Raw genomic sequence first — 23,333 nt, forward strand, 5'->3', positions numbered from 1 at the left:
TCAGCCGTGGGGCTGCACGCGGGCGGCGTCGTACACCGCGTCGACGCCGTACAGGTTGCCGAGCAGGCGTTCGAGGTGTGCCGGGTCGCCCAGCTCGAGGTCGAACCGCATCGTCGTCACCCGGTCGTCGCCGGTGCGGGCCTGCAGCGAGCGCACGCCCACCTGGGCCTCGGCGATCACCTGGGCGATGTCGACCAACAGGCGCGGCCGGTCCAGCCCCTTCACCTCGATCGCCACCTCCCAGCTGCCCCGGCTCTCCAGTTCCCATTCGACGTCGACCACGCGGTCGACGTGCGAGGACAGTGACACCGCGTTGGTGCAGTCGGTGCGGTGCACGGCGATGCCCCGGCCCCGGGTGACGAAGCCCATGATCTCGTCGGGGGGCACCGGGGAACAGCAGCGGGCCAGCCGGACGAGCTCGTCCCGAAAGCCTTCGACGTGAACACCGCTGCCGTCGCTGCGCCGGGGTCGACGCCGCTCGCCCAGCACCTCGCTGGCCAGCATCGGCCCGCCCGCACCCGAGCCGTGCTGAAGCTGTCGGACGAGGCGCCCCGCAACGGTGGCGGCCTGCACCTTCTCCTCGCCGATGGCGGTGACCAGGGCCTCGGCGCTCGAGTACCCCATCTGGCTGGCCACCTCCTCGATCGTCTCGCCCTCGAGCAACTCGGCCGGTAGCCGCTCGCGGCGCACCGCCCGTTCGAGCTCGTCGCGGCCCCGTTCGACGGTGTCGTCGCGTCGCTCCCGGCTGAACCAGGACCTGATCTTGGATTGCGCCGACCGGCTCTTGACGAAGCCCAGCCAGTCTTCCGACGGGCGGTGACCGTCGTTGGCGGTGATGATCTCGGCGGTGTCGCCGGAGCTGAGCACGTGGTCGAGCGGCACCAGGCGCCCGTTCACCCGGGCGCCGATGCAGCGGTGTCCCACCTCGGTGTGCACCCCGTAGGCGAAGTCGACCGGCGTCGAGCCGGCGGGCAGGGTGATCAGGCGCCCTTCCGGCGTGAAGACGTACACCTCGTCCTGGCCAAGGTCGGTCTTCAGGTTCAGCATGAAGTCGTCGGGGTCGGTCAGGTACTGCTGCCAGTCGACGATGCGGTCCAACCAGTCGCCGTGGTTCTCGGAGTCCGGGTCGACCGGCGGCGTGGCCACCGGTGCTTTCAGCACCGAGCCGCTCTTATAGGTCCAGTGGGCCGCCACCCCAAACTCGGCCTGGCGGTGCATCTCGCCGGTGCGGATCTGCACCTCGACCGTCTTGCCGCCGGGCCCGACCACCGTCGTGTGCAGCGACTGGTACAGGTTGAACTTGGGCATGGCGATGTAGTCCTTGAACCGACCGGGGACCGGCCGCCACAGGGCGTGGATGGCGCCGAGTGCGGCGTAGGTGTCCGCCTCGTCGGTGACGATGATCCGCACGCCCATCAGGTCGTGGATCTCGTCGAAGCTCCGACCTCGGATCACCATCTTTTCGTACAGGCTCCACAGGTGCTTCGGTCGCCCGGTGATGTCGCTGTCCACCCCGATGCGCTCCAGGCGGATGCGCATCTCGTCGATCACCTGCATCAGGTACAGGTCTCGTTCCGGGGCGCGCTGGGCGACGAGGTGGTCGATCTCGGCGAACACCTGAGGGTGCAGGGAGGCAAAGCACAGGTCCTCGAGCTGCTGGCGCAGCTCGGTCATGCCCAGCCGGTGGGCCAACGGGGCATACACGTCGAGCGTTTCGCGGGCCTGCTTCTCCTGGTGGGCCGGCGACATGGCGGCCACGGTGCGCAGGTTGTGCAGGCGGTCGGCCAGCTTGATGACGATCACCCGCAGATCGTTGGCCATCGACAGGATGATCTTGCGGATCGTCTCGGCCTTCTGGTGCGCCTTGGAGTCCACCTCGACGCGGTCGAGCTTGGTGCAGCCGTCGACGAGCACGCTGACCGTCGGTCCGAACTTGGCGCTGATCTCGGCCAGCGTGACGTCGCAATCCTCGACCGTGTCGTGCAGCAGCGCCGCACACACGGTGGCATCGTCGGCCCCGTAACGGGCGACGATGGTGGCGACCGCCAAGGGGTGGGTGATGTAGGGCTCGCCGGACGCGCGCAGCTGCCCCTCGTGAGCGGCCTTGGCAAAGTCGTAGGCCCGCTCGACCAGGGCGATGTCGGGCCGGTCCCGGGCCTCGTTCATCGCCAGGACCAGCGGGCGAAGCTCCGACGCCCGCGGTGCGCTGTGTCGTCGCCACGGCAATACGCGTGTCACCGTCGGCATCGGGGGACCTCCTCGGTGCCCAGCCTACGCCGCACTCGCCGGGCCGACGCTCAGCGCTTGGACTTCTTGCGCGGCCGGGGTGGGTGGGGCCGCTCGTACAGGTCGGCCCGCTCGGCTGCCCGGTTGCCCGCCGCCACCGTTCCCTCGTGACGCACCGACGCCTGAGGGAGCTTCGCTGCGCTGCGACGCTTGGAGTACTCGACCCAGCGGGTGTCGTCGGGATCCCCACCGCGATCGATGATCCGCTGGCGGATCTTGACGAACTGAGGCTCGCGCTCCTTGAGCCACTCGAGCAGCGTGGTGGCGATGACGATCGAGCTGTAGGCGCCGGCGACCAGGCCGATCAGCAGCGCGATCGAGAACTCCGACAGCGTCGCCTGCCCGTAGAAGCCCGCCCCGATCACCAGCATGGCGATCACCGGCATCAGCGCGGTGATCGTCGTGTTCATCGTCCGCATGAACACCTGGTTGAGGCTGCGTCTCGACAGGGTGATGAACGTGTAGTGGCCGGTTTTGGTGTAGCGCGCCTGGTTCTCCTGGGATCGGTCGAACACGACGATCGTGTCGTAGAGCGAATAACCCAGGATGGTCAACACGGCGATGACGGTCGGCGGGGTGACGTCAAACTGGAACAGCGCGTACATGCCGAGCGTGATGATCACGTCGTGCAGCAGCGCGGTGATGGCGCCCACCGCCATGCGCCACTCCAGCCTGGCGGTGATGAACACCGAGACGAGCACCAGGAAGATAACGAAGGCCTTGGCCGCCTGCCGGGTGACCGTCTTGCCCCAGGTGGGGCCAACGAAGTTGGTCTCGACGTCGGTCACCTTAACGTCGCCGGCCTTGGCCAGCTCCGCGGTGACCTTCGCCGAGGCCTTCTGGTTGGTCAGGTCGCTCTGCACCCGCACGATGCGCACGTTGTTGGCGTCGGTCACCACCTGCACCTTGGAGCCGGCAGCGACATCGGCGTCGGCGAGCACGGCGGTGGCCTCGTCCTGGGTGAGCGTGTCCGAGGGCACCTCCCAGACGGTTCCGCCGACGAAGTCGACCGACAGGTTGAGCCCGCGGGTGAACAGCGCGCCGAGCGAGATCAGGATCAGCACGCCCGACATGATCAGCAGGCGGCGGTTGATGCGGGGAAAGTCGAAGTCGATCTGGCCCCGGTAGATGCGCCCGTGGGTGCTCACAGCGTTCCCCGATCGGACGTCGCCATCGCAGGCGTCGGTTCCACCTCGGGCACCAGCGGCACGCCGGGGCCTCGTTCTTCGGCCAACTCGGCCGGGGTGTACAGCACCGGAATGCCAAAGCGCGACCGCTTCTCACCCAGCTTGGAGCGGGTGAGGTAGGCGACGGCCGGGCGCATGAAGAAGTAGCTGGCCACCAGGTCCAACGCCACCGACAGCCCGAGGTAGAGGGCAAAGCCCCGCACGCTGCCGGCGGTGAGGAGGTACAGCACCGCCGCACCGATCAGGCTGGACATGTCGGCCTTGACGATCGTGCTGAAGGCGGCCGGGAAGCTCTTCTCTCCGGCCAGGCGCAGGCTCTGTCCGTGGAGCACGTCCTCCTTGAGGTGTTCGTAGAACACAACGTTGGAGTCGAGGGACACGCCGATCGACACGACGATGCCCACCAGTCCGGCCAGCGTCAGCGTTGCCCCGAGCAGCGAGATGATCACCCACAAGAGAGACCCCGATAGCGCCAGGCTGATGAAGGCCACGATGCCCAGCAGGCGGTAGTAGGCGATGAAGTAGATCGCCACGATGCCGAGGCCGATCAGGCCGGCGATGATCACGGCCCGCAGCGCACCCTGGCCGAGCGTGGCGGTGACGGTCTGGGTCTGGCTCGGCCGCAGCTCGAGGGGCAGGGCGCCGAAGCGGAGGGCGGTGGCGACGTCCTTGGCCTCCTGCTCGGCGAAGGACCCGGAAATCGAGATCTGGTCCTTGTCGAAGGTGGCCTCGTTGATCGACGGGGCGGTCAGCACCTCGCCGTCCAACACGATCGCCAGCTGACCCCTGGGCGCCCCACTGGTGGAGTCCTGGGCGTTGGGCGGGCACAACGGATCGCCGTTGTAACAGAGGGTTGCGGCCTGGTTGAACTTGTCGATGCCGTCCTTGCCGCCCCGAAACGTCGGGCCGACCTGCCACTGCCCCTGCGCATCGAGGCCTGCGCTGGCGCCGGACAGCGCATCACCGGTGAGCAGGACGGGGCCCAGCGTGTACCGCTCTTTGCCGTCCTTAGCCAGGAGGGTGACGTCCACGTCCTTCTTGGCGCCGAGCTCGTCCGGGTTGGTCAACTCGGCCTGCTCCAGCTGCAGCAACTCGCCGAAGGCCTGGCTGGTCACGTCGATCCCCTCGGCGTTCTGCGGGACGAACGCCGTCGTCGGCGGCGCCTCGGTGGGCGGTGGCGCTGTGGTGGGTGCAGCGGTGGTGGGGGTCTCCTGGCCGGGCAGGCGCTTGTCCGCCTTGGCGCCGGCGAAGCCCTGGGCGGGCACAGCGGTGGCGGGCGCCGCGGTGGTGGCGGGGGGAGCGGTCGTCGCAGCCGAGGCGGCGGTGGTCGCAGGACCCTCCGGGGTTGCACCCTGCTCGGGGGTGGTGCTCTGCCCGGCAGCGTCGAGGCCGCGAGCGTCGAGCTCCTCCTGTTGAATGTCGGCGGCGCTCTTGCCCTCGGGAATCTTCAGCTCCTTGCGGAGCTCGGCCTCACGCTTGGGATCCGGCGGCACCACGGGGGTGCTGGACAGCACCGGGCGGAACTCGAGCTGGGCGGTGCGCCCGACCAGCTCCAAGGCGCGCTCCTGGTCGTCGATGCCGGGCAGCTGGATGAGGATGTTGTTGCCCTGCGAGCTGATCTCCGGTTCGGACACGCCCAGCGCGTCGACCCGGCTGCGAATGATCGCAATCGCCTGTTCGACCTGCTCGTCGCTGACGTCCTCGGCCGGTTTGCCGTCGACGTAGGGCTCGAGCACCACCGAGATGCCGCCCTGAAGGTCGAGACCGAGGAGCGGCGAGGTGTTGGTGAAGATGACCGCCGCCAAGGCGCCCACCGACAACACGACGATGGCCACCATCTGGATGGCTCCAGCCCGCTTCATCGCTTGGAGCGCTGGCCCTTGTCGCCGCCGTTTGCGTCGTCTCCGCCCTTGCCCTTGCCCCGACCGGCACCACCGGAGTCGGACGTGGTCGGGTCGTCGGTGGGACGGGCGCCGCCGCCCAGCAGGCCGCCGAGCAGCCCGCCGCTCTTGGCGGGCGTGGCGGGTGCGTCCTGGGAGCGCAACACCGCTGCCCTGGCCACCCGGACCACGATGTCGCGGTCGACCTCGAGGTGCACCGTCTCATCGTCGATGTGGTTGACCGTGCCGTACAGGCCCGATGAGGTGACCACCTTGTCGCCCACCTCGATGCCGCTGGTGAACGACGCCTGATCACGCTGCTTTTTCTGCTGAGGGCGGATGAGCACCATGTACATGACGCCCATCATGCCGACCAACAAGATGATCGAGAAGGCGCCGCTGCCGCCTGATTTCTCTTGCGCAAGTACCAGAAGAGTTTCCACGAGGGGGCGATCTTATGGGTCCCTGAGCACGAGTGGAAACCGGGGCGCCTTACGCCCAGACGGCGGCCACCTCACTCCTGAGAGCGTCGAGCGTTCCGGCGGCGATCGCGGCGCGCATGCGGTCCACAAACGCCAGCATCCAGGCCAGGTTGTGCAGCGCGCACAGGGTTTTCCCGGCCGGCTCCCCGACGACGAGCAGGTGCCGCAGGTAGCCGGCGGAGTAGGTGGCGCACACCGAGCAGGCGCACGCCGGGTCGATCGGCCGGTCCGACCGGGAGAACTCGGCCCGTTTGGCGTTGACGCGCCCCCGGTCGGTCAACAGCGTGCCGTGGCGGCCCAGCCTGGTGGGCAACACGCAGTCGAACATGTCGACACCACGGGCCACCGCCTCGATCATCGAGCGGGGGTCCCCCACGCCCATCAGGTAGCGGGGCTGATCGGCGGGCAGCTCGGCGATCGCCGCCTCGAGCGCCCCCATCATCGGGCCGCGCTCCTCCCCGACCGACAGGCCCCCGATGGCGTAGCCGTCGAAGTCGAGCGCCACCGTTCGCTGGGCCGACTCCCGGCGCAGTGCCGCATCGGTGCCGCCCTGACCGATGCCGAACAGCGCCTGATCGTCCCGGCGTCGGTGCGCCGCTTTGGCACGCTCGGCCCAAGCCGCAGTGCGCCGCACGGCGCGGGCCAGGTCGCTGCGCTCCGCCGGCAAGGGAAGGCACACGTCGAGCACCATCTGGATGTCGGCGCCGAGGAGTTCCTGGGTGGCCACGATGCTCTCGGGGGTGCAGCGCACCGTGTCGCCGTCGTACACCGAGCGAAAGGTCACCCCTTCGTCGTCGACCTTGGGCGACAGCGAGAACACCTGGAACCCGCCCGAGTCGGTGAGGAGGTGTCCACCCCAGCCGGCGAAACGTCCCAGGCCACCCAGTGCGGCCACCGTGTCCGCCCCGGGGCGCAGCATCAGGTGGTAGGTGTTGGCCAACATGAACTCGGCGCCCAGGTCGGCCAGCTGAGCGGTCGTCGCCGCCCGGATGGTGCCGCGGGTGCCCACCGGCATGAACACCGGGGTGGCAAAGCCCCCCTTGGGCGTCGGCACCCGGCCGGTGCGGGCGGCCCCGTCGGTGGCGGTGACGTTCAGCTTCAGCTTCATCGGGGGTCCTCTAACGGGTCGAGGGGCTGCGAGCGTCGATCGAGCAGCGTGGCATCCCCGAACGACAGGAACCGGTAGCCCTCGGCGAGTGCCCGGTCGTACAGCTGGCGCCAACGGGGACCGATGAACGCGTCGATCAGCACCAGCAGGCTGGACCGGGGCAGGTGAAAGTTGGTCATCAGCCGGTCGACGACCAGAAACTCGGCGCCGCGGTGCAAGAAGAGCTTGGTGGTGGCGGCGAGGTCGCCGCTGCGGGCCGCCGATTCGAGCGCCCGCAGGGTGGTCGTGCCGACCGCCAGCACCGATCCGGGCGTCGCCGGGTCGTGCGCAGCGCGGATGGCCGCCCAGGCGTCGGGGGCGATCCGGTAGCGCTCGCCGTGCATGGCGTGATCTTCGACGCGGTCGGCCGTCATCGGCCGGAACGTGCCCAGGCCCACCTCGAGGTCGACGCTGACCACCTGGGCCCCGGCCTCGACGACCGCATCGAGCACCTCCCGGGTCAGGTGCAGCCCGGCGGTTGGCGCCGCCGCCGACCCGGGCCGGTCGGCGAACACGGTCTGGTAGCGCTCCGGATCGCGGGGCCGGTCGTCCAGGTACGGGGGCAGCGGCATGACGCCGTACTCCTCGAGGGCCGCATCGGCCGCGTCGTCCAGGTTCCGGCCGTCGAGGGTCCGGCCGTCGGCCGCGCCGTCGATGCCGAGCTCGACCACCCAACGGCCCTCGCCGTCGTAGGCCTCCAGGCGCACGTGAAAATCGTCGGGTCCGGCTGCGTCGGGACCACCCGTGTCGGGTCCAGCTGCGTCGGTCCGGACCTGTGGACGCAGCACATCGCCCGGCTTCAGCTTGGCCGACGGTCTCACCAGGGCCTCCCAACGGATGGTCGAACCGTCGAGTGGCGACAGCAACAACACCTCCCCGGCACCGCCGGTGGCGCGTCGGACCGCCAGGCGCGCCGGGCGCACCCGGGTGGTGTTGACGACGACGACGTCGCCCGGCCCCACCTCGGCGGGCAAGCCGGCCACCCGGGAGTGCTCCGGCGGCCGGTCGGGGCCTCGGTCGATCAGCAGACGGGCAGCGTCGCGGGGCTCGACTGGCTCCTGGGCGATGGCCTCGACGGGCAGCTGGTACTCGAACTCGCTCAACCGCACTGGCTCCGTGCCTCCCGATCTTCCTCGTCGATCGTCCGACCGTGGCCGGGGTCGCCCGGACGGTGACCGGGCCCGAGGCGCCGCTCGCGTGACCCATGCCGCAGGGACGGCCTGGGCACCGACCCGGCCAGCGAGGAGACTACGCTCAACACTTCGGTGGTTCCGTCATTCGGATCGCAGCGTCAACCGCCCCTGGCCTTCGGCCCGACGGCCAGCCCACCGGACCATTCGAACCCACACCCCCCCGGCCCATCGATGCCGACAGCCACTTGCGAGGACCCCACGCGCCATGGACGACACCCGCCCCACCCTCGATCCCGCCGCTGCCGAGCTGATCGGCACCGATCCCGGCGAGGTGGTCGTGATCGGCGCCGGCCCGGCCGGCCTCACCGCCGCCTTCCAGCTGCACAAGTACGGCATTGCCTCGACGATCCTCGAGGAGTCCGACCAGGTCGGTGGCATCTCCCGCACCGAGGTGCGCGACGGCTGGCGCTTCGATATCGGCGGTCACCGCTTCTTCACCAAGGTGCCCGAGGTCGAAGCGCTGTGGCACGAGATCCTGCCCGACGAGGACTTCATGATGCGGCCCCGCAAGAGCCGCATCTTCTATGACGGCAAGTTCTACGACTACCCCCTGCGGGCCACCAACGCCCTGCGCAACCTGGGCATCATCGAGGCGATCCGCTGCGTGCTCAGCTACATCTGGGTGCGCATCCGTCCGCCGAAGGATCAGACCAACTTCGAGGGCTGGGTGGCCGCCCGCTTCGGGTGGCGCCTCTACGGCACGTTCTTCAAGGCCTACACCGAGAAGGTGTGGGGCGTTCCCGCCGACCAGATCGAGGCGGACTGGGCCGCCCAGCGCATCAAGAACCTGTCGCTGTTCAGCGCCGTGGTCAATGCTCTCTTGCCCAATCGAAATCAGAAGGACATCGCTTCGCTGATCGAGGAGTTTCAGTACCCCAAGTACGGGCCCGGCATGATGTGGGAGGTGTGTCGCGACCACGTGGTCGCCGACGGCTCGACGATGCACTACGAGACCGAGGTGACCGGCATCCGCCACGCCGACGGCGTCGCCACCCATGTGATCGCCACCCACCCCAACGGCACGACCGAGGAGCACGAGGCCGACCACGTCGTGTCGTCGATGCCGATCTCGGCGCTGCTCGCCGGCATGGACCCGCCGGTGCCCGACCACGTGATGGCGGCGGCCAACGGCCTCAGCTACCGGGACTTCATCACGGTGGCCCTCGTCGTTCCCGAGTCCAAGGTGGACTGGAACGACAACTGGATCTACATCCACGATCCGGCGGTCGCCACGATGCGAATCCAGAACTTCGGTTCCTGGTCCCCGTACCTGGTCAAGGACGGCAGCAACGTGCTCGGTCTCGAATACACCGTGTTCGAGACCGACCACGCCTGGACTGCCCCGGACGACGAGTTGATCGAGCAGGGCAAGCGCGAGTTGGTGTACCTGGGCCTGATCGAGCCCGGCGACGTCGAAGGCGGCTACGTCGTTCGCCAGAAGAAGGCGTATCCGACCTACGACGAGACCTACAAGGCCAACGTCGACGTGCTGCGGAATTGGCTGGACACCCATACCGCCAACGTGCACCCGATCGGCCGCAACGGCATGTTCCGGTACAACAACCAGGACCACTCGATGTACACGGCGATGCTGACCGCCGAGAACATCGCCACCGGCTCCACCCATGATGTGTGGACGGTGAACGTCGAGGAGGAGTACCACGAGGAGGGCCCGGCCGAGAAGCCGAGCTTTGCGTCGAAGCCGTCGACCGGCCGGGACGCGCCGATCATCCCCTCGACCGCACCCCGCATCGAGCGCTGACGCCGCCCGGCACCGTCGCCGGGTCGCTCTGAAACGTTCCACATGGCACCGGGGCGCCGGTCGGATCCCGGTCGGCGCCGGGTGGTTCACTCCTCCGGGACCAGGCCGGCGCGGACCGCCCACGCCGCCAGGGAACTGCGGGTGCGACCGTCGAGCCCCAGCTTGCGCTGCGCCGAAGTGATCAACCCGTCGACGCTTCGTTTGGGGCGGTTCAGGTCGCGGGCGATCTCTGGGCTGGCCATGCCCTGCGCCACCCGCCGGGCTACCTCGATCTCGGCGGGTGACAGCTGCGCATGATCGTCGAGAAACTCGATGCCCGCCTCGAAATAGACACCGTGATGGGCCGACAGCACGGCATCGATCAACTGCAGGGCCGCCGACCGCTTGGACACGAAGGCGCTGGCCCCGGCCGCCTTGGCCTGGTCGCGGATCATCGATGTGGCGAACATCGTGCAGACCACCACCGGGATGCCCCAGGGCACCACCCGTTCGACCGCCTGTATGCCGGCGGCCTCGTTTGGCAACGACAGGTCGACGATCACGACGTCGGTGTTGGCCGGTTCCGTCGCCGGCAGCGGCACGGTGCGGATCGAGCCGAACGCGCCGACCACCTCGAGGCGGGCATCAGCCTTCAGCTCCGCGACCACACCACTTCGGGTGAGTTCGTGGTCGTCGATCACCAGCACCCGCACCGGATGCAGTTCGTGAGCCATCTCGAACGTCCCTCCCTCCGTCTCCGCTCGCCGAGCGCAGACCCGTCCTCCCGGCAGGGTACCCGGGCGGCCTGAGGTGCGGTTCAGCCGTCGTTGTCGAACAAGGTGGCGCTGGGCGTCGGCGCGTCCGGCACCGGAAGGCCCAGGTGCTTCCAGGCCGCCGGGGTGGCCACCCTGCCTCGGGGCGTGCGCATCAACAGGCCCTGTTGGATGAGGAACGGTTCGTGAACGTCCTCCACCGTCTCGGTTGGCTCGGCCACCGCGATCGCCAGGGTCGACAACCCGACCGGCCCACCGGCGAAGCGCCGAACGATCGAGTCGAGGATCGCCCGGTCCACCTTGTCGAGCCCCAGGTTGTCGATGCCGAACACCGCCAACCCTCGCTGGGCCACGTCGGCGTCGATGTTGCCGTCGGCCTCGACGTCGGCGTAGTCCTGCACGCGGCGCAGCAGCCGGTTGGCAATGCGGGGCGTGCCCCGGGACCGCCGAGCGATCTCGCGGGCGCCCTCGGTGCTCAGCGGCGCCTCGATGATCGTGGCGGTGCGCTCGACGATCGACTGGAGGTCGGCGCTCTCGTAGTAGTCGAGGCGGGCGACCAGCCCGAAGCGATCGCGCAGCGGTCCGGTGATCAGCCCGGTGCGCGTGGTCGCGCCGACCAGGGTGAACTCGGGCAGATCCAGCCGGATCGACCGGGCCGCCGGCCCCTTGCCCAACACGATGTCGAGCTGGAAATCCTCGATCGCCGGGTACAGCACCTCTTCGACCGCCCGGGGCAGCCGGTGGATCTCGTCGATGAACAACACATCGCCGTCGCCGATCTTGGTGAGGATGGCCGCCAGGTCCCCGGCCCGCTCCAACGCCGGACCGCTGGTGACCTGCATGGTCGAGCCCACCTCGGTTGCGACGATGCCGGCCAACGTGGTTTTGCCCAGGCCGGGCGGCCCAGCGAACAGCAGGTGGTCGGCTGCGGCGCCGCGCCGACGAGCCGCCTCCAAGATGATGCGCAGGCGTTCCTTCAGCTCGCGCTGGCCGACGAACTCGGCCAGCGTGCGGGGCCGCAGCCCGGGCTCGGCGGTTTCGCCGTCCTCGCTGCCGGGAGCCCCGTCCGGCGGCGGTTCCAGGGGATGGTCGGCCTCGGTCGCCCGGGGTTCGATCAGCTCGTCGCGGGCCATGCTATTTTCCCGCCAGGTGCGCTGCGGGGGTACTCAACGGTTCGCCCATCACGTTCAGTCTCCAGCCAGATGGGCGAGGGCGGCGCGCAACAGCTCCGCCGGGTTGTCGCCGGCGGGCAGGGCGGCGACGGCGCGGTTGGCCTCGTCGGCGGAGTACCCCAACTCCCCCAGCGCCGATCGCACATCGGCTTTGGCGCTCGCCACAGGCTCACCGGAGGCGCCGCCGTCGGCGTCGCCGCCGGGCACCGTCCCAACGTCGAAGCTGCCGACATCGAGTCGGCTCTTCAGTTCGATCAGCAGCCGCGCCGCCGTCTTCTTACCGACGCCGGGAACCAGGCACAGGGCGGCCAGGTCGTCGGCGGCCACCGCCCGCGCCAGCTCGCCCGGGGAGTGCACCCCGAGGATGGCCATCGCCAGCGCCGGGCCCACGCCGTGGGCGCCGATCAGCACCTCGAACAGCTCCCGCTCGTCCTCGGTGGCAAAGGCGTACAGCGTCTGTGCGTCCTCGCGCAGGTGGTGGTGCACCCAGCAGAACAGCTCGTCGCCCAGCTCGCCCCCGGCGGCGACCAGCCCCGGTGACGCCGCACAGCGATAACCGATACCGGCAACCTCGATCGTCAGCTCGGCGCCATGGCGGGCCAGCAGCGTGCCGCGCAGCGACCCGATCATCGGCCGGCCCGGACGCTGGTGGCGCTGCTCGACGCGCGGCGTCCGGTGGTGCCGACGCCGGCGATCGCCACATGACACAACGCGATCGCCGCTGCGTCGGCGGCATCGGCGGGGTGTGGCGGTTTGCTCAGCCCCAACAGCCACTGCACCATCGTGGCCACCTCGTCCTTGTCGGCGGAACCGTGTCCTGCGACCGCACCCTTCACCTGGTTCGGCGAGTACTCGACGACGTCGCAGCCCCGCCCGGCCGCCTCGGCCAAGACGAGCCCGCTGGCCTGGCCGACCGAGATGGCGGTGCGCACGTTGACCTGAAACAGCACCCGTTCAACCGCAACCGCCTGGGGTCGAAGCTCGTCGAACAACGCCCGAATGTCGCCGGCCAGCTCGGCCAGCCGCTCGGGCACCGGCGCCGACGGCGGCGTGGTCAACACCCCGAGCGCCACCGTGCGATGGGTGCGGCCATCGGTATCCAAACAGCAGTACCCGCATCGGGACAAGCCCGGATCGATCCCGAGAACGAACACGCGTACGACCCTATCCGATTGATCGCTTTGCCGGGGGGATCGCTCGGGGGCGAATATCGTCGGAGACCCCCTCCCCCGGTCATCTACGCGGGCCACACAGCGACAGGAACTCCATGAGCAACACGAAAGCCTTCACCGGCCCGGCGGGGCGCCACCGGCGAGCTTCGTGGTTGCGGCGCAGCGGTGTGGCGGTGTCGTTGTCGGCGCTGCTCCTGGGTGCATCATGTGGGAGGACGGTCGACGAGGCTGCGACCGATCGCACGACGACCACCGAGACGGAGGAAGCCTTCGTCGCGACGAGCCCCCCACGGGAGCTGACCACCGGGGAGGTCGACGACGACACCATCGCCATCGTCGAGGAGTACCGCATCGACGGCGACCAATTGGTTCCCAACGACGACACGCCAATCCCCGCCTTGACCCAGAAGGCGTGGGGCCGCTTCGCTGCGCTGTTTCCCGCCGCCGGGCGCCCGGAGATCGACCTGCTCGTCGGCATCGACCAGGACGCCTCGGACGGCACCGACGGAGCCCTCCAGAACAGCGCGACCGATGACGACAAGCGGTACCTGGCCATCGACGTCAGCGGCGCGGTGGAGTTCAAGGAGCTGACCCGCACGATGATCCACGAGTACGCCCACCTGCTGCAGTTCCGCCCCTCGGCGTTGACTCCAGGCACCGAGGACGAGTTCTGCGACGTGTACGACGGTGGGGAGGCGTGCCCCAAGCCGGGGTCGTACCTGCGCCTGTGGAGCGAAGCCTTCTACCCGGACGTGACCGATGGCGACGACTATCCGGAGGAGCAGTCCGACATCGACGATCGCTACAGCGCCACCGAGCACGTCACCGACGACTACGCGGCCACCAACCCCGCCGAGGACATGGCCGAGACCTTCGCCGAGTGGGTGCTGCTCAATGCCCCCGCCGGTCCGAAATTCGTCAACGACGACCCCCACTACGACGCTCCCGTCACCGGCGACCGGGTGGTCGACCAGAAGCTGCGCTTCTTCGATCAGTTCCCCGAGTTGGTGGACCTGCGGGCCAACATCCGCGGTGAGCTCGGGTTGGCCCCGCTGGCGGTGCCGGCAGCGACCGGTTGAGCCGGCGGGCCGGTCAGCCGGTCGGTTTGGCCCGGCACGGCTCGCCGCCGCAGGGGTCGATGATCGTGCCGGTCTCGAAGAACGTCTGCTTCTGCGTGACGAATCCGATCGCCCGACGTGGGTCCTCGTGCGGGTCGGCGCACTTGGCGTCGGCATCCACCTCGTCCTCGCTCAGCGAGCTGCAGGTGTCGATCCACTCGTCGCTCATCGTCGGGCTGACGTTGCCGGGGGGCGGGGCGAGCGCACCACTGTCCCAGTAGAACAGCGCCGAGCCATCGGCCGGGTAGTCGGTGATCGGGTCGAGCCCCCACAGCGGCTCCTCCCGGGGGTCCCGGCCATCGGCCAGCGACGGCTCGTGGAAGGGGATCTTCAGCATTCTCGCCATGTTCTCCGCCGTCACCGGGGCCACCTGATGGTCACCGAAGGCGACGGCGAAGATCACCTGGTGTTCGGGGGTTTTCGGATACGGATTGGAGGTGAGGTGTTGCACGTAGCCGCCCGCCTCGCCCCGATCCCACAGCATCTGTAGCAGGCCGAACACCAGCTGGCGGTCGGCGTCGCTCGGGTAGGCGGGGTCCATCACCGCGGCATAGGTGGCCCAGTCGGTCGAGCGCTGCAGCAACGTGGAGTAGTTCATGCCCGGTACCCCCAGCGTCGCCCGCTTCCAGTCGGTGGCCACCGCCGTGGCGGCGGCGCCCATGATGGCGCCCTGGCTGTTGCCGTCGAAGAACACCTCGTCGGTGAAGTAGCTGACCGAGCCGTCCTTGTTCCGAAACTGCGGAAGCTGGGGCAGCGACCGGGGGTCGATGATGGCCCTGGCCAGCACGAGCTGCGCCAGGATGCCCTGCTGCATGCGGTCGGCCATCGCCGGAAACTTCGAGAGATCCCCGAGGGCCTCGGTGGCATAGCCGATGTCCTGTGTGCTCATGCCCAGCCAGTCGGTGGCGCAATACATCTGGTTGCCGGAGGCGGCGTTGGCCCCCAGGTCGTTGCCGGCCACCTCGTCCCGGCTGCCCAACAACCCATGGCCGTAGACGACGGCGCGGGCCTTGCCCCCCAGCTCGTTGCCCAGCTGGGCGTTGGTCAGCATGCATGTGAACCCGGCCTGGTAGGTCGTCCCCGTCGCCTTGGGCGTGGTGCCGTCTTTGTCGTAGGTCATCGGCGACCCGGGCTCGCCCTTTCCCTTCAAGAACAGCGGCAGGGCGAAGGTGCCGGTGACCTTGCGGCCGATGCCCTTGGGCAGCTTGGTCGGGTTCTCCTCGGTGCCGGTGACCTTCACGACGACCGGCTGCTTCTCGGTTGCCTTCAGCGCAGCGTTACGCATCGACAGCAGCCGACCCGACAGGCTGGAGGTGCTGGCGACGGTGAAGTCCCAGGCGACGATCAGCCCGGCGGTGTCGACGCCGGCCTCGTCGAGCTGGTCGAGCACCGGCGCCAGCTCGTCAGAGCGCTCGCCCAGCGTGGCCTTGGCTCCGGCCGAGACGTCAACCTCGTCGAGGTCAAGCCCATCCCGGATGGCACGGAAGGCGGCCGACGGGGGGATCGCGCGGCCCCGCTCGTCGAGCAGGTCCCGATAGGCGACCGCAAAATGATGCCCCTCGGGGAGCGAAACCGCCGGCCGCATGATCGTCAACCGTTCGGCCGGGTCCTCGGCCCGCTGGTCGACCTCGACCCAGTGGGGAATCTGCTTGCCATCGGTCAGGTCGAACAACACGCTGGGGCTGTCGGCCGACATGCTGACGCTCAGTTCGCCTTCGGTCGGCGTGGCGCTGCGCTCGAGGTCCACGTTGGGGAAGTAGGTCAGGATCGGGGTGTTCGGGCTGAAGCCGTCGTTACGGTTCCATTCGGTCGGGTCGATGTGGACGTCGTCGGCGTTGGCCGGCATGTTCTTCTCGACAAAGGCCACCGTTCGGCCGGTCCCCTTCTCCGAGGACACCGACGACGTCCCCGAATCGTCGGACATGGTGTAGGTGCCGGAGGGAAACGGCAACAGGCATCTGGTCGTGTCCAGGGCATCGCAGCCGGGACCCTGGTCGTCGAGTCGGGTGAGGGCCTGAAGCTCGGTGGTCGACAGTTCGGGCGCCGCGGTGTCGGAGCCGGTCGACTCCTCGGCGGTCCGGTCCGACGCCGTGCCGTCGGTGCAGGAGGCGCCCAACAGGGCGACGGTCAGCGCGGTTGCCGCCACCGCCAAAGGGGCCTGGCGACGCGTGGTCGGCGGCTGCATCGTTCGCCCCGCTCGGGCCCGTCGTCGGAACACGTTGTCCTCTCCTCGGTCGGGCCGGCTGAGCGCCCGACACCTGGTGGCTGGCACTCGAACGCCTGCGCTTGGTGGCTCGGCCTGCGGCGGCCGACGAGTCGGCGCTGCCGATGCTCAACGCTACCCGTCCACCCTCGATCGTCGTTGGACCCTTGAAGCGGGCCCACGGGTCGCCGATGGAGGTCGCCCGCAGGTTTGGCCGCGTGCGGTGGCGGGCATCTGGCAACCTTGCATACCGCCCACCACCGCCTCCCGGGGGAACCACCATGATCGACCAGACGTCCACCGCCACTTCGCCGCCCACCGATGACGGTGTTGGAGGTGACGTGGACGGTGCCCCGAGCTCCGAACATGGCTCGCAGAACGCTCTCACGGGCGCGGACCCCGGCGCTTCGACATCGATCGAGGTGCGCCCCGAATCGGCGCTGCACACCGATAAGGGCACCACGACGATCGCCGAGGGGGTCGTCGCCAAAATCGTGGGCATGGCCGCTCGCGAGGTGGCGGGCATCCACTCGATGGGTTCCGGGTCGGGCCGAGCGATGGGGGCGGTCAAAGACCTGCTGCCCGGCAGCTCGTCCAGCGTGACCGAGGGCGTCTCGGTCGAGGTCGGCGCCACCCAGGCGGCTGCCGACCTCAGCCTCGTCACCATCTACGGGGCTGCGATCCAGGACGTCGCCCAAGCGGTTCGTGACAACGTCATCCGCCGGGTGCAGGAGATGACCGGGCTCGAGGTGGTCGAGGTGAACATCTCGGTCACCGACGTCAACGTGCCGAGCGACGGTGTCCAGGCCGGCTCCGACGGTCAGGCCCAACCGGGTGCGCACCAGCGGGTGCAGTAGCGGCGATGAGCCCCAACGGTCCCGCAGACGGGCCGCCACCCGCCGCTCCCGAGACCGTCCTGGGGGTCCCTCCGGGTGCGACCGAACGAGAGATCGACCTCGCGTGGCGCGCCTACGTGAAGCGTCACCACCCCGACCGGGGCGGCGACGCCGAGGCGTTCCTGCTCGGACGTTCCGCCAGGGAAACCTTGCTGTCGTCGATCGGCCCCGCATCTTGCACCCCCAGGAGTGCGAGTCCGGTCCTGGGCGCCCCGTCGCGACGACGGCTGAGGGTGCGGCGCCTGCGCCGGTCGTTGGCCACGATGTTCCCGTCCCTGGCGCCTCCACCTTCGCGGGTCGACTGACGCCATGACCGCTGACCCTCACACGCGCCCGAGCCGTCTCGCCGGCGCTATCGACGGACCGATCCGATGAGCGACGTCGTGCGCCTCGCCTTCCCCGGATCGATCGACGGCCGCCTCGACGTGTCCTTCGAGGTGATCGCCAAGTTGGCGACAGGGTTGGCCCTCACCGTCGACGGCGTGGCGCAGCCTGCCCAACGAAGCGGCCTGCGACGCCTGGCCGGGTCGGCCGACGCCCCCGTGACCAGCGCGGTGACCCGGGAAGGCGGCGGGGTTCGGATCACCCTGCGGGTCGATGCCAGCTGGGGCACCCCCCTGGGCGAGCTGGCCGACAGGCTCCGACGAACGGTGTCCGACGGCGTCAACGCCTCGCTGGGAACGACCCTCGACCCCGAGGCGGTCTGGGTTCGCTTCGATGCCCTCCGGGTCGAGGACACCGACGGGGCGCTGCTGTGAGGGGCAACCGGCTCCGTCGCGTCGCCCGGGCAACCGCAGCGCTGGCCGCGTTGGCGCTGATGGGCGTCGGCACGTTGGTCGTCATCGAGGCAGTGGCCCACATCGGCGGGTTTTCGCCGGTTGCGTTCAGATGGCCGGTGCTCGCCCGTCGTTTGGAGGACGTTCGCCTGGGTGAGCGTTGGCTGACGGGGGTTGCGGTGGGCCTCTGTGCGCTCGGCGCATGGTTGCTGCTGCTCAGCCTGGCCAGGACGGAGCGCCGACGGGTGGCGCTGGCGCTCGTTCCCGCCGGGATGGTGGTGACCCTCGACCTGGCCGATGCCCGCTCGGCAGCGGTGCGCGCAGCCCGGTCGGTGCCGGCGGTCGAGCGAGCATCGGCCCGGTGGACGGTCCGCAAGCGGGTCCGGGTGAAGGTTCGCTACCACCCCTCCGACCTGCCGCCGGGCGCCGACGTCGATGCGCTCGTCCAACAGCGGGTGGTCGCCGCCTTGGAGCGTCTGGCCATCCAGCCCCGGCGCGGCATCAAGGTCAAGCGGTCGAGGCGGTCGCCGTGAGCCGTTGGGATCGGGCATGGCTGATCGTGCTCGGCGTGATCAGCGCGTCGGTGGGGGCGACTTTTCTCGTGTGGCACCGCTGGATCAACCCCGGCCGCCGGGTGGTCGGCGAGCCATTCAAGGGCTGGCTGGGCGAGCCGTGGTTTCCGTGGGCGGTCGCCGCACTCGGCGTGGCCGTCGTCCTCGCCGGGCTCGCCTGGCTGATCAGCCAGACCCGCCGCACCCGCGACCGGGCCGACCGCTTCGATGCCGGAGGCGGCCCAGCCGATGCGCCTGTCTCGGTGCGAGCCCGCCCGGCGGCCGACGCGGTCGCCCAGCAGGCCGAGCTGGTGCCCGGTGTGATCTCGGCGGCGGCGCGGGTGCTCTCCGACGCACCGCCCACCATCGAGCTGCGCCTGATCGTCGACGACGGATACGACCTGACCGCCCTCACCGGCCGGATCGACGAGCGGGTGCGGGCCGGACTGCGCCGCACGCTCGGCCGGCCGGACGCTGCGCTGATCCTGCGCATCGGCCTCAAGCACGCCAAGACCGGCGTGGTCGACGGCGGCACGCTCGTTGCGCCGACCGCCTCCGCTCGGGCAATTGTGGCACCGGGCAAGGTGCCCCAGATCACCCTGACCCAGGCCATCCTGCCGGTTCCGGCGTTGCCGCAACCGGCAGGGTGGCCTGGCGGGTCACGGCCGTCAGATCACTCGGCCGAAAGCTCGGCGGCGACGTCGTCGGGCACATCGACGTTGGCGTAGGTGTCGGCCACATCGTCGTGGTCCTCCAGCGCATCGATCAGCGCCAGCACGCCCCGCGCCTCGCCGGCGGTGGCCAGCTCGACCAGGTTGATCGGGATCATCGTCAGCTCGGCCGACGTGGTGGCGATGCCCGCCTCGACCAGCCCGTCGCGCACCGCCATCAGCTCGTGCGGGTCGGTGGTGACCACCCAGGCCCCGTCACCGGGGACGATGTCCTCGGCGCCGGCCTCGATGGCGGTCAGCATCAGCTCGTCCTCGGTCACCTCGGCGGGCACGAGGATCATGCCCTTGCGCTCGAACTGCCAGGCGACGGCGCCCGGCTCGGCCAGCGACCCGCCCGCCTTGGAGAAGATCGCGCGGATCTCGGCGCCGGTGCGGTTGCGGTTGTCGGTCGAGCCGTCGAGGAAGATGGCCACGCCGTGGGGGCCGTACCCCTCGTAGGTGACCTCCTCGTAGGTGACCCCTTCCAGATCGCCGGTACCCCGTTGGATGGCACGGTCGATCGTGTCGACCGGCACCGAGGCGTCCCGGGCCTTCTGGTACATCGTGCGCAGCGTGGGGTTGGAGTCCAGGTCGCCGCCCCCTCCCCGGGCGGCGATCTCCAACTGGCGGATGAGCTTGGCGAAGAGCTTGCCGCGCTTGGCGTCGGCGGCGCCCTTCTTGTGCTTGATCGTCGCCCATTTGGAGTGACCCGACATACGTGGTGATCCTTCTCGTTGGCGTGGGGCTGTGAGCGGAGGCCGCGCTCCGAGGAGCGCCCCGCTTATCCGAGCATAGGGGCACCACCGGCGACCGTTTCCAGCCACGCCCGATGGAAACGGGTGTCGTCGCTGAGCTCGGGGTGGAACGTCGTCGCCCAGGCCCGGCCCGAGGCCACCGCCACCGGTTCGGACCCCAAGGCGGCGAGCACCCGCACGTCGGCACCCACCCGCTCGATGCGGGGCGCGCGGATGAAGACGGCGTGGATGGCGGCCGGCAGTTCGGCGCCGTCGGCCACCTCCAGATCGGCTTCGAAGCTGGCCAGCTGGCGGCCGTAGGCGTTGCGCCGTACGGTCACATCGATCGACTGAAAACTCGCCTGGTCCTCGCGGCCGTCCCGGATGTCGGAGGCGAGCAGGATGGCGCCTGCGCAGGTGCCCAGCACCGCCATGCCATCGGCGAGCCGCGCCGCCAGAGGCGCCCGCAGGCCGCTGCTGTCCAACAGCTGGGACATCGTGGTCGACTCCCCGCCGGGGATGATCAGCGCGTCGACGTCGTCGAGCGCCGCTGCGGTGCGCACCTCGCGTACCGGCGCGCCCAGGCCTTCGATCACCAGCCGGTGCGCCCGGAAGGCGCCCTGAAGCGCCAGCACACCAATCGTCGGCCGGGCTCCGCCCAGGGCTACCAGCCCCGCTCGGAGAAGCTCATCTCCTGCGAGGCCGAGTCGAGTCCGCGCATGGCGTCGCCCAGGCCCCGGCTGACCCGAACCACCGTGTCGGGGTCCTGGTAGTTCGTCGCCGCCTCGACGATGGCCTTGGCCATCACCGATGGCGTCTCGGACTTGAAGATGCCCGAGCCGACGAACACCGATTCAGCGCCGAGCTGCATCACCAGGGCGGCATCAGCCGGCGTGGCCACTCCCCCGGCGCAGAACAGCGGGACGGGCAGCCACCCGGTGCGGGCGACCTCCTGCACGAGCGGCAGCGGCGCCGACAGGTCCTTGGCCCAGCCGAACAGCTCGGCCTCGTCGGCCTGCGAGATCGCCCTCATCGCCGAGGTGATCGCACGCATGTGGCGGACCGCCTGGACGATATCGCCGGTGCCGGCCTCGCCCTTGGAGCGGATCATGGCCGCACCCTCGGAGATCCGGCGCAGTGCCTCGCCCAGGTTGGTCGCGCCGCACACGAAGGGCACGTCGAAAGCGAACTTGTCGATGTGGTACGCCTCGTCGGCGGGGGTCAGCACTTCGGACTCGTCGACGAAGTCGACGTTGAGCGCCTGCAGCACCTGGGCCTCGGCGAAGTGGCCGATGCGGGCCTTGGCCATCACCGGGATGCTCACCGTCTCCTGGATGCCCTCGATCAGCGCAGGATCAGACATGCGGGCGACGCCACCGTCGCGACGGATGTCGGCCGGGACCCGCTCGAGCGCCATGACGGCGACCGCCCCGGCGTCCTCGGCCACCTTGGCCTGCTCGGCGTCGACGACGTCCATGATGACGCCACCCTTCAGCATCTCGGCCAAGCCTCTTTTCACCGTCATCGTTGCCGAGGTGGAGGGGGTGTCTGCGTTGCCGTTGGCGGAACTGTCGCTCATCGCCCGAAGTGTACCGACCGCACTCGATGGGTCAGAAGCCGGGGCGTCCGACCGATGGCCACCGGGGCCGCGCTACAACTCGTTGAGCAGCGCCAGGCGGCGGGCGATCGTCACCTGGGCGGCGTTGTTGACCTGGAACTCGTCCGGTGCTGCCATCCACAGGTGGGAGACGGCAGGGTCGCCGTCGGAGCCGGCCGGGCCCATCTCGGCGATCAGCTCGAGGGCGGAGATCAGGCCCGGCGGGTAGCGGGTGAACTCGAGGGCGTTGAGGTCGCACAGCTCCTCGCGACGGGCGGGCAGCAGTCGGTCGAGCTCGTAGCGCCAACCGACGCTGGTGCGGAAGGCATGGGCTGCGGTGGCGGCCTGGGCATCACCGCCGGCCAGGTGAGCCACCTGCTGGGCGAGGACCGCCTCCAAACGCATGCGGTCGGCGGCGTCGAGCAGCCCGGAGGTGACCACAACGCAGGCATCGTCGCCCAACGCCACCGTGGCGGCGTTGGCCCGGGGGTCGTCGACAACGTACAGCCGGGGCTCCGCCACCCCCGACGACATCGCCAGCCCCTCGATCAGGTTGGCGTAGCGGGGATTCTCCCCGGCCCGCAGCCGCCGGGCACCCAGGGCGTTGAGCGCCGCGGTCACCGCGCCGGATCGCCGCCAAGCGACCAGCGCTACGACGAGGGCGATGCTCACCACCAACAGCGCCAGGCCCAGCATCCAACCGACGAAGATGCCCACCAGGAGGGAGACCAGGATCAGCGGCACCGCCAAGGCCGCTGCGGTCGACCGGTACACCGACCGAACTTCGCCCTCGAGCAGGGCCCGGCGCTCGGCGAGATCCAAGGGAACGGTCCGCAGCGAGCGGGTCGCTTCCGCATGGACGGCTGCGGCGTCGGGATCGGCGTCGGTGGGTGGCTCTGCGGTGCTGAAGGACTCTGCGTTCACCACCGGCTCAGAATTCAACCTGGACGTTGGCCCGGCTGGCCTCGTCCGCTTGGAAGTACGCCCGCTCGGTGAAGCCCATCTTGTTGGCGATCAGGCTCTGGGGGAACGACTGGATCTTGGTGTTGTAGGTCCGCACGTTGTCGTTGAAGTACTGGCGCGAGTAGGCGATACGGTCCTCGGTCTCGGACAGTTGGCGTTGCAGGTCGAGAAACTGGGTGTTGGCCTTCAGGTCGGGATAGGCCTCCGACAGGGCAAACACCTGCTTCAGCATGCCGCTGAGCACGCCTTCGGCCTCGGCCTGGGCCTCGGGGCCCTCGGCGGCCACGGCGGCGTTGCGGGCGGCGATGACCCCTTCGAGCGTCGCCCGCTCGTGGGTGGCGTACCCCTTGACCGTCTCGACCAGGTTAGGGATGAGGTCGTGGCGACGGTTGAGCTGCACGTCGATCTGGGCGAAGGCTGATTCGATCTTGTTGCGCAGCTTGACCAAGCCGTTGTAGGCGCCCATCAGGTACAGGCCGCCGCCGATGACGACGAGCAGCACGATGACGAGCAAGACGATGAGAACGGTCACGCAGGTGCCTCCTTCTTCGAGAAGGGTCCATCCTAGCGGTCGATCGACGCTGGGCCGACCGACCCCGGTGCCCCCGGCCGTGGTTCTCGAGGTGCTCGGATTCGACGCCTGGCCATGCGGGTAGCGTCGAGCGTTGCGACCGGGCCTTGATTGGGGCTCGTGGCGGGGGATCCACCTGCCAGGTGGACCGGCGCTCGGCGTTTTGCGACCCGCTTCGGCA

General features: G+C 69.6%; 23 protein-coding genes. 7 read left to right on the forward strand and 16 right to left on the reverse strand.

The window, feature by feature from the left end; genetic code table 11:
• From IPN02_17110 to IPN02_17135, 6 genes are read right to left on the reverse strand one after another with little or no spacing between them, the layout of a single operon-like run.
• Positions 1 to 2,247 carry a bifunctional (p)ppGpp synthetase/guanosine-3',5'-bis(diphosphate) 3'-pyrophosphohydrolase gene (locus IPN02_17110; protein ID MBK9298507.1) on the reverse strand — a complete coding sequence of 749 codons (2,247 nt, stop codon included), beginning with the start codon at positions 2,245 to 2,247 and terminating at the stop codon, positions 1 to 3.
• Positions 2,248 to 2,297: 50 nt separating this feature from the next.
• Positions 2,298 to 3,434 (reverse strand): protein translocase subunit SecF, encoded by a 1,137-nt coding sequence (secF, locus tag IPN02_17115; protein ID MBK9298508.1) that lies wholly within the window; start codon positions 3,432 to 3,434, stop codon positions 2,298 to 2,300.
• Positions 3,431 to 5,335 (reverse strand): protein translocase subunit SecD, encoded by a 1,905-nt coding sequence (gene secD, locus IPN02_17120; GenBank protein MBK9298509.1) that lies wholly within the window; start codon positions 5,333 to 5,335, stop codon positions 3,431 to 3,433. Before secD ends, secF begins: the two co-directional genes overlap by 4 nt.
• A complete protein-coding gene (yajC, locus tag IPN02_17125; protein MBK9298510.1) occupies positions 5,332 to 5,796 on the reverse strand; it encodes a preprotein translocase subunit YajC in 465 nt (154 codons plus the stop codon). The genes secD and yajC overlap by 4 nt, the downstream gene beginning before the upstream one ends.
• Before the next feature lie 49 nt (positions 5,797 to 5,845).
• Positions 5,846 to 6,943, reverse strand: coding sequence for a tRNA guanosine(34) transglycosylase Tgt (gene tgt, locus IPN02_17130; GenBank protein MBK9298511.1), 1,098 nt, complete (start codon positions 6,941 to 6,943; stop codon positions 5,846 to 5,848).
• Positions 6,940 to 8,091, reverse strand: coding sequence for an S-adenosylmethionine:tRNA ribosyltransferase-isomerase (locus IPN02_17135; protein ID MBK9298512.1), 1,152 nt, complete (start codon positions 8,089 to 8,091; stop codon positions 6,940 to 6,942). Before IPN02_17135 ends, tgt begins: the two co-directional genes overlap by 4 nt.
• A gap of 289 nt (positions 8,092 to 8,380) precedes the next feature.
• On the opposite strand from IPN02_17135, the gene IPN02_17140 reads away from it, so the two are divergent.
• Positions 8,381 to 9,937 carry an NAD(P)/FAD-dependent oxidoreductase gene (locus IPN02_17140; protein MBK9298513.1) on the forward strand — a complete coding sequence of 519 codons (1,557 nt, stop codon included), beginning with the start codon at positions 8,381 to 8,383 and terminating at the stop codon, positions 9,935 to 9,937.
• Between the two features lie 86 nt (positions 9,938 to 10,023).
• Here IPN02_17140 and IPN02_17145 read toward each other — a convergent pair whose 3' ends face one another.
• The 4 genes from IPN02_17145 to IPN02_17160 form a co-directional block, all read right to left on the reverse strand.
• Positions 10,024 to 10,650, reverse strand: coding sequence for a response regulator transcription factor (locus tag IPN02_17145; GenBank protein MBK9298514.1), 627 nt, complete (start codon positions 10,648 to 10,650; stop codon positions 10,024 to 10,026).
• 83 nt (positions 10,651 to 10,733) lie between these two features.
• A complete protein-coding gene (gene ruvB, locus IPN02_17150) occupies positions 10,734 to 11,822 on the reverse strand; it encodes a Holliday junction branch migration DNA helicase RuvB (GenBank protein ID MBK9298515.1) in 1,089 nt (362 codons plus the stop codon).
• A 54-nt stretch (positions 11,823 to 11,876) separates the two neighbouring features.
• Entirely contained in the window at positions 11,877 to 12,491 is a 615-nt protein-coding gene (gene ruvA, locus IPN02_17155; protein MBK9298516.1) for a Holliday junction branch migration protein RuvA, read from the reverse strand.
• Positions 12,488 to 13,000, reverse strand: a complete 513-nt coding sequence (locus tag IPN02_17160; GenBank protein ID MBK9298517.1) for a crossover junction endodeoxyribonuclease RuvC — start codon at positions 12,998 to 13,000, stop codon at positions 12,488 to 12,490. The genes ruvA and IPN02_17160 overlap by 4 nt, the downstream gene beginning before the upstream one ends.
• A gap of 128 nt (positions 13,001 to 13,128) precedes the next feature.
• On the opposite strand from IPN02_17160, the gene IPN02_17165 reads away from it, so the two are divergent.
• Positions 13,129 to 14,112, forward strand: a complete 984-nt coding sequence (locus IPN02_17165) for a hypothetical protein (GenBank protein MBK9298518.1) — start codon at positions 13,129 to 13,131, stop codon at positions 14,110 to 14,112.
• 13 nt (positions 14,113 to 14,125) lie between these two features.
• Here the strand turns inward: IPN02_17165 and IPN02_17170 are convergent, their stop codons facing one another.
• Complete coding sequence (locus IPN02_17170) at positions 14,126 to 16,336, reverse strand: hypothetical protein (GenBank protein MBK9298519.1); 2,211 nt, start codon at positions 16,334 to 16,336, stop codon at positions 14,126 to 14,128.
• 299 nt (positions 16,337 to 16,635) lie between these two features.
• Here IPN02_17170 and IPN02_17175 point away from each other — a divergent pair, with 299 nt between their 5' ends.
• From IPN02_17175 to IPN02_17195, 5 genes are all read left to right on the forward strand, one after another.
• Positions 16,636 to 17,211, forward strand: a complete 576-nt coding sequence (locus IPN02_17175; protein ID MBK9298520.1) for an Asp23/Gls24 family envelope stress response protein — start codon at positions 16,636 to 16,638, stop codon at positions 17,209 to 17,211.
• Between the two features lie 5 nt (positions 17,212 to 17,216).
• Complete coding sequence (locus tag IPN02_17180) at positions 17,217 to 17,555, forward strand: J domain-containing protein (protein MBK9298521.1); 339 nt, start codon at positions 17,217 to 17,219, stop codon at positions 17,553 to 17,555.
• Between the two features lie 66 nt (positions 17,556 to 17,621).
• The gene (locus IPN02_17185; GenBank protein ID MBK9298522.1) at positions 17,622 to 18,008 is read left to right on the forward strand and encodes an Asp23/Gls24 family envelope stress response protein; all 387 of its coding nucleotides are present in this window, start codon (positions 17,622 to 17,624) and stop codon (positions 18,006 to 18,008) included.
• Positions 18,005 to 18,559, forward strand: coding sequence for a hypothetical protein (locus IPN02_17190; protein ID MBK9298523.1), 555 nt, complete (start codon positions 18,005 to 18,007; stop codon positions 18,557 to 18,559). The genes IPN02_17185 and IPN02_17190 overlap by 4 nt, the downstream gene beginning before the upstream one ends.
• On the forward strand, positions 18,556 to 19,305 hold the full coding sequence (locus IPN02_17195; GenBank protein ID MBK9298524.1) for a hypothetical protein: 750 nt from the start codon (positions 18,556 to 18,558) through the stop codon (positions 19,303 to 19,305). The genes IPN02_17190 and IPN02_17195 overlap by 4 nt, the downstream gene beginning before the upstream one ends.
• On the opposite strand, the gene IPN02_17200 is transcribed toward IPN02_17195, so the two are convergent.
• The 5 genes from IPN02_17200 to IPN02_17220 form a co-directional block, all read right to left on the reverse strand.
• Entirely contained in the window at positions 19,251 to 20,003 is a 753-nt protein-coding gene (locus tag IPN02_17200) for a YebC/PmpR family DNA-binding transcriptional regulator (GenBank protein ID MBK9298525.1), read from the reverse strand. The two genes, IPN02_17195 and IPN02_17200, sit on opposite strands and share 55 nt — an antisense overlap.
• Before the next feature lie 65 nt (positions 20,004 to 20,068).
• Positions 20,069 to 20,683, reverse strand: a complete 615-nt coding sequence (pdxT, locus tag IPN02_17205) for a pyridoxal 5'-phosphate synthase glutaminase subunit PdxT (protein ID MBK9298526.1) — start codon at positions 20,681 to 20,683, stop codon at positions 20,069 to 20,071.
• A gap of 2 nt (positions 20,684 to 20,685) precedes the next feature.
• The gene (pdxS, locus tag IPN02_17210; GenBank protein MBK9298527.1) at positions 20,686 to 21,600 is read right to left on the reverse strand and encodes a pyridoxal 5'-phosphate synthase lyase subunit PdxS; all 915 of its coding nucleotides are present in this window, start codon (positions 21,598 to 21,600) and stop codon (positions 20,686 to 20,688) included.
• Between the two features lie 72 nt (positions 21,601 to 21,672).
• Complete coding sequence (locus IPN02_17215; GenBank protein MBK9298528.1) at positions 21,673 to 22,542, reverse strand: M48 family metalloprotease; 870 nt, start codon at positions 22,540 to 22,542, stop codon at positions 21,673 to 21,675.
• A gap of 7 nt (positions 22,543 to 22,549) precedes the next feature.
• Positions 22,550 to 23,113: a LemA family protein gene (locus tag IPN02_17220; GenBank protein MBK9298529.1), complete on the reverse strand. Its 564-nt coding sequence runs from the start codon at positions 23,111 to 23,113 to the stop codon at positions 22,550 to 22,552.
• Positions 23,114 to 23,333 lie beyond the last annotated feature (220 nt).

This window comes from Candidatus Microthrix subdominans, from assembly GCA_016719385.1.
GTDB classification, from domain to species: domain Bacteria; phylum Actinomycetota; class Acidimicrobiia; order Acidimicrobiales; family Microtrichaceae; genus Microthrix; species Microthrix subdominans.